Origin of the sequence: Bradyrhizobium sp., assembly GCF_049798375.1 — a bacterium.
Lineage (GTDB): Bacteria > Pseudomonadota > Alphaproteobacteria > Rhizobiales > Xanthobacteraceae > Bradyrhizobium.
In genome coordinates this window covers 1-5311 of sequence record NZ_JBARGP010000305.1, presented here as the reverse complement: position 1 = coordinate 5311, position 5311 = coordinate 1, and the positions used below count along the sequence as shown (strand labels likewise).

Below are 5311 nucleotides of genomic sequence, written 5' to 3'. Positions count from 1 at the left end.
TTTTGCCAGTGTGGCGATGCCGGTCTGGTTCGATACATAGCCCGAGGTGAACAGCAGCGCGGCGTCCTTGCCGTGAAGGTCGGCGAGCTCGGCCTCGAGTTGCACCAGGGGATGATGGGTGCCGGCGATGTTGCGGGTGCCGCCGGCACCAGTGCCGAACCGGGTCGCGGTCTCCACCATGGCACCGACCACTTTCGGGTGCTGGCCCATGCCGAGATAGTCGTTGGAGCACCAGATCACGACATTGCGAGGACCTTGGCCCGAATGCCAGACCGCGTGCGGAAACCGGCCCGCGATCCGCTCGAGATCGGCGAAAACCCGGTAGCGCCGCTCATTATGGAGGCGACCAAGGGCGGCACTGAAGTATTGGCTGTAGTCCATCGCAAGACCCGACAGTTCGACGCGAGACGCGTCCGGATAGGCGGTTACGGCCCTTCTTAGAGCGTTTCCAGCTGGTCTGTCGAGCCGGAATCCCGCCTGAGGGGCGGCGCCTTCGGTCACAATGCCGATCAGCGCCGCGCCATCCTGAAATAATCAGGCATTTCGGCAATGATGCAGATCAAGATCAGGTCGTGCGGAACCAGAGCACGCCATCGATCTCCTCGGCGGTCAGGCGGCCTTCGACCAGCATGTAATTGACGTGGGCGATCAGCTCGCCGGCGGCAAAGCCCATCTGGTGCGGGTCCAGCACGTGCTTGTGAAACACCACCGGCACCAGCTGCGCGGAGGTTTTCGGCGCATCGAGGCAGGCTTCGGCGATCAGGCGGCAGCGCTCCTCATGGTGGTCGGCGAGCTGCTTGATGCGGGTCTTCAGGCCGAAGAACGGTACGCCGTGGCCTGGCAGCACCAGCGCGTCGAACGGCAGCGTGGTGGTGAGGCTCGCCAGTGACGCCAGATATTCGCCGAGCGAGTTCTGGTCGGGCTCGACCGCCCAGACGCTGACGTTGGGCGAGATTTTGCTCAGCACCTGGTCGGCAGACAGGAACAGCTTGTCGGCGGCGCAATACAGCATCACCTGATCGAGCGCGTGGCCGCCGCCGGTGATCACCTTGAAGCGGCGGCTGCCGATCGTGATCTCGTCGCCGTGGGAGATGCGGTGGTAGGACGGCGGCAGCACCGAGACCCGCTTGAGGTAATCCTGCCCCCGGCCGAGCAGTTTGTCGGTCAGGCTCTCGTCCATGCCGTGGCGGCGGAAGAACAGCCGCTGCGCATTGCGCCGCTCCTCGGTGCCGCGGTTCTGGTGATAGACCGATTGCAGGTATTCCACCTGCGACATCACCAGCGGACAGTTGAAGCGCTCGACGATCCAGCCGGCCAGCCCGACATGGTCGGGATGCGAGTGGGTGACGATCAGCCTTGTGATCTTCGCATGCTGCAGCGGGCCCTCGAGCAGCGCGGTCCAGGCCGTGATCGACTCCTCGTTGCCGAAACCGGAATCGACCGCCGTCCAGCCGTCGCTGTCGGCGAGCAGATAGATGTTCACGTGGTTGAGGCGGAACGGCAGCTTCAGGCGCAGCCACAGCACGCCGGGCGCGACCTCGACAACCTGATCTTCCCCGGGATGCTGGTCCCAGGGGTATCGCAATGCCTCGGCGGAGGAGTGAACGCTGGCCGTCTTTGAATCCATGGTTTCGGCTTAAACGCCAGGGCGGGCGAACGCCAGTCGAAAAAGCGGGGAGCGCTAGCGGTGCGATGCAGAGCTTGGATTAGTCCGGATGGCCGCCTCAAACTCCATCGTCGTTCCGGCGAACGCCGGGACCCATTCCGCGGAATTTATCTTCAGGCACAGTGGCCGATTCCGTCCGAAAAACTGCACCCCTGTGGTTGGGTCCCGGCGTTCGCCGGGACGACATTGAGGACATATCACGCCGCCCTGATATTGGTCAGGAACGCGTCGATCTCTCCGCGCAACACGTCCGCCTCGCGGCGCAGCGCGTCAGACGCGCTCAGCACGTCCGCGGCCGAGTGGCCTGCCTGCGCCGAGGCTGCCGAGACGCCGGTGATATTGCTGGAGACGTCGGTGGTGCCGCCCGCCGCCTGCTGGATGTTGCGGGCGATCTCGCGCGTCGCCGCGCCTTGTTCCTCGACTGCCGCCGCGATCGTCGTCGTGACCTCGTCGATCTCCGAGATGGTCCCGCCGATGTTGCGGATCGCCGTCACCGCCGAGGAGGCGACCTGTTGCATGCTGGCAATCTGGCTGCGGATCTCGTCGGTGGCCTTCGCGGTCTGGCTGGCGAGGCTCTTGACCTCGGACGCGACCACGGCGAAGCCGCGGCCGGCCTCGCCGGCGCGCGCCGCTTCGATGGTCGCGTTAAGGGCAAGAAGGTTGGTCTGCGAGGCGATGACCTGGATCAAGTCGACCACTACGCTGATGCGGCTCGCATTGTCGGCCAGGCCCTGCATGGTGGCATCGGTGGCGCCGGCTTCCGCCACCGCCTTCTTGGCGATCTGCGCTGAGGCCACGACCTGCCGGCCGATCTCGGCGATCGAGGAGGACAATTCCTCGGTGCCCGCGGACACCGTCTGCACGTTGACCGAGGTTTCCTCCGCGGCGGCGGCGACCGCGTTGACCAGCGAGCTCGACTGTTCGGCGGTGTCGGACATGTCTTGCGCCGTAGTCTGCATCGCGCCGGCCGAACTCTGCAGATTGGCGAGCGCCCTGCGGACGGTATCCTCGAAGCTCGTGATCTGCGCTTCCATCCGCGCGGCGCGCTCGGTCTTGCCGGCGCGGTCCTGCTCCTGCTCGGCCGCGAGCGCGCGCGCTTTGATCATGCCTTCGCGGAACACCTCGAGCGACGAGGCCATGGTGCCGATCTCGTCGCGCTGCTTGGAATGCTGGATCTCGGTTTCGAGGTCGCCGCTCGACAACAGCTGCATCGCCTGCTGCAGCCGGGCGATGCGACGCAGGATGCTGCCGCCGACATAAAGCCAGACGAACAGCACCGAGCCGATGAACGTTGCGACGCCGAGCCCGATCATCGTGAACGTCGCGAGCTCGATTTCGCGTCCAGCGGTCGCGGTTGCGCCATCGGTGGCCTTGCGCACGCCATCGACCAGCTCCTGCACGCTGATGTCGAGGCCGACATTGAGCTTGCGCGTCTCCTCCAGCACGGTCTGGCCGTAATCGTTGGCATCGAGCTCCTTCTCGCGCAGCTTGAACACGCGCGTCTTGCCTTCGCCGAGCGCGGCAAGCTTGGTCGCGGCCTCGCGCAGGCCGGCGGTCGAGCGGTTGTTCGGCAACAGTTCGAAATTCGACTTGAGCTGCTCCAGCGAACCCTTGAACTCGGTCTCGGTCGCGTCCAGCGCCTCGCTGTCATTGGCCGAGAGCGCTGCGGCCATCTCGGCGGCGATCAGATTGCCGCTCGCGATCACATTACCGAGCTGCTCGACGAAGCGGGCCGCTTCGTTGGCATCATCGGCCGACACCTCCGCGGCGCTGAGCACCGCGTTCAGTTCGGTCTGCGCATCCAGCATCGGCGCGCTCGCAGCAACGGTGAACGCAGCTTGCGCCTTGCGGAGTGCGTCATAGATCTTCTGGTGGTTCGCCACCGCCACCAGTCGCTCGCGCGCCGCCGAGACCAGGCTCTGGTTGGCCTCGTTGATGTTCTTGATGGTCTCGGTCAGCGGTCCCATCACGCTCTTGTCGGCGCCGAGGCCGGCGATCTCGTTCAGCCGCTGCTCGGTGACCTTCTGGATCTCCTGCATCTTCTTCAGGCGCTCATTGAGCGCATCTTCGGTCGGCGATCCCAGCAATGCAGGGCCGAGGCTTGCGAGGCTCGCGCTCTGCGCCAGCAGTTGCAGGCTGGAGGTAAGGCGGGGGATGTCGCGGCCGGAGAGATCGACCATGGTGCCGCCGATGTGCCGCAGCACGATTCCGGCGCCGGCGCTGATGACGATGGCCATGGCCGCGATCACGGCGAATGCTGCGAACAGGCTGCCTTTGACTCCCCATTTCGGCCAGAGACCTGCGAAGATCCCGCCGATGCTGAAGCGAACCGCCATCACTGATTTCCCCCGATAACGCACTACTCTGAGCTGAGAGTCTTTGCTCTGCGATTTCCGGGGAGTATCGCGGTAGCGGGTTAACAAATGGGGAAATCGCGGAATTTGCGCGAAAATGTCGCGCTTTTGGCATTTCACCGCGCGGCATTTACTGCATGGAAATGTTGGTCGCGGGCGGACTGCTGCTCGGAAAAAGGGCCGGCATCGCTGCCGGCCAAAGGTGGTCCGCTCTCAGGGAGAGATGAATGGCCTCGCAGCCAATGAAAGCCGTCTAAACCTTAGGTTGATTTTATGTCGAATTTGTGGATGTGGTTGTAACAATAATGTGTCGACTGCACGTGATCGAGTTCATAGTTGCCTGACGAGATAGTGCCTTGGGCACCTCAAGCAATTCAGCCAAACACCAGACCGAAATCAAAAGGGCCGGCATCGCTGCCGGCCCTTCGTCAGGAGTAAACCGTGGGAGCCTGAGTAGCTCAGTAGCGCGCGGCGACCGGGCCGCCCCAGTTGAAGCGGTAGTTCACGCCGGCTTTGACGGTGTGGTCGTCGGTGGTGAAGCTGCCGGTCGGCACCAGCGCGGCCGGTGCGGAGAAGGTCGCGTTGCCGAAATTGTAGTAATCGTACTCGACCTTTGCCGACCAGCTCGGTGCGAGCATGTATTCGACGCCGGCGCCGACGGTGTAGCCGTTGCGGTGGTCGCCATTGGTGATGAAGCCGACCTGAGCGCCCGCGGGCGACGTCACGCTCTCGTTGTTGTCGGAATAGGCGTAGCCGCCCTTCACGTAGACCAGGCCCGGACCCCAGGTGTAGCCGACGCGGCCGGTGACCGAACCGAGCCCGCGCTGGCTGTTGTTGTAGGCGTAGCCGCCCGGGAACACCGCGCCGACGCTGCCCGACAACCAGCTGTACTGGCCTTCCGCACCGACCACGAAGTTCGGCGAAACCTGCCAGTCGGCACCGACCTGCACGCCGCCGAGGAAGCGTCCGTTCGAATTGTTGCCGGTGGCGAGGCCGGAGAAATTGTTGTCGCTGGAGAACGCGCCGCCGAGATGGCCGCCGATGTAGAAGCCGGTCCAGTTGTAGATTGGAGCGGCATAGGCGGGGGCCTTGGTGGCGTAGGGATACGGCCGGCTGAGGTCAGCGGCGGCGGCAGACTGGACGCCAACCAAGGTGGCGAGCGCCGCGGTCACGAGCAGGAACTTCTTCATAGTGGTCTCCAACACATTTACTGGCAGCGCATCCCGGCGCCGCGATGGGATGGAGATAGATCGGATTTGAATAAAATGCTGTCACTGCCGCAACACAGCGA

At 64.2% G+C, this 5311-nt stretch carries 4 protein-coding genes; all 4 read right to left on the bottom strand.

Annotation, left to right across the window (positions count from 1 at the left end; all coding sequences use genetic code 11):
• The coding region (locus WA702_RS13135; RefSeq protein WP_425110959.1) for an aminotransferase class I/II-fold pyridoxal phosphate-dependent enzyme at window positions 1-381 on the bottom strand (381 nt) is incomplete at its 3' end.
• A 184-nt stretch (window positions 382-565) separates the two neighbouring features.
• Entirely contained in the window at window positions 566-1627 is a 1062-nt protein-coding gene (locus tag WA702_RS13130) for an MBL fold metallo-hydrolase (RefSeq protein ID WP_425110957.1), read from the bottom strand.
• 236 nt (window positions 1628-1863) lie between these two features.
• Entirely contained in the window at window positions 1864-4002 is a 2139-nt protein-coding gene (locus tag WA702_RS13125; protein ID WP_425110956.1) for a methyl-accepting chemotaxis protein, read from the bottom strand.
• Window positions 4003-4478: 476 nt separating this feature from the next.
• Window positions 4479-5210, bottom strand: coding sequence for an outer membrane protein (locus tag WA702_RS13120; protein WP_425110955.1), 732 nt, complete (start codon window positions 5208-5210; stop codon window positions 4479-4481).
• Between the last annotated feature and the right edge of the window lie 101 nt (window positions 5211-5311).

Bases quoted from the DNA above. Each gene is read 5' to 3' on its own strand.
- WA702_RS13120 (WP_425110955.1), bottom strand. From the start codon at position 5,210: ATGAAGAAGTTCCTGCTCGTGACCGCGGCGCTCGCCACCTTGGTTGGC.
- WA702_RS13125 (WP_425110956.1), bottom strand. From the start codon at position 4,002: ATGGCGGTTCGCTTCAGCATCGGCGGGATCTTCGCAGGTCTCTGGCCG.
- WA702_RS13130 (WP_425110957.1), bottom strand. From the start codon at position 1,627: ATGGATTCAAAGACGGCCAGCGTTCACTCCTCCGCCGAGGCATTGCGA.